Source organism: Marinitenerispora sediminis, assembly GCF_003336425.1.
GTDB classification, from domain to species: domain Bacteria; phylum Actinomycetota; class Actinomycetes; order Streptosporangiales; family Streptosporangiaceae; genus Marinitenerispora; species Marinitenerispora sediminis.
In genome coordinates, this window is sequence record NZ_QEIO01000385.1 from 1 (window position 1) to 364 (window position 364).

Genomic DNA, 364 nt, shown 5'->3' on the forward strand with positions numbered 1-364 from the left:
GAACTGCTGGGTCGGCGAGGGCTTCCAGACCACGACGTTGCCCATGAGGGCGGGCGCGGTGGGCAGGTTCCCGGCGATCGCCGTGAAGTTGAACGGCGTGATCGCGTAGACGAAGCCCTCCAGCGGGCGCTGCTCCAGGCGGTTCCACTGGCCGGCCGGGCTGTGCGGCTGCTCGGCGTGCAGCCGGCGCGCGTAGTGCACGTTGAACCGCCAGAAGTCGACCAGCTCGCACGCCGCGTCGATCTCCGCCTGGATGGCCGTCTTCGACTGGCCGAGCATGGTCGCCGCGTTCAGCGTCTGCCGCCACGGACCCGCCAGCAACTCCGCCGCCCGCAGGAAGACCGCCGCCCGATCATCGAACGCC

At 70.9% G+C, this 364-nt stretch carries 1 protein-coding gene; it reads right to left on the bottom strand.

Annotated elements, in window-relative coordinates:
- The coding region (locus DEF28_RS26925) for an aldehyde dehydrogenase family protein (RefSeq protein WP_114400956.1) at positions 1 to 364 on the bottom strand (364 nt) is incomplete at both ends.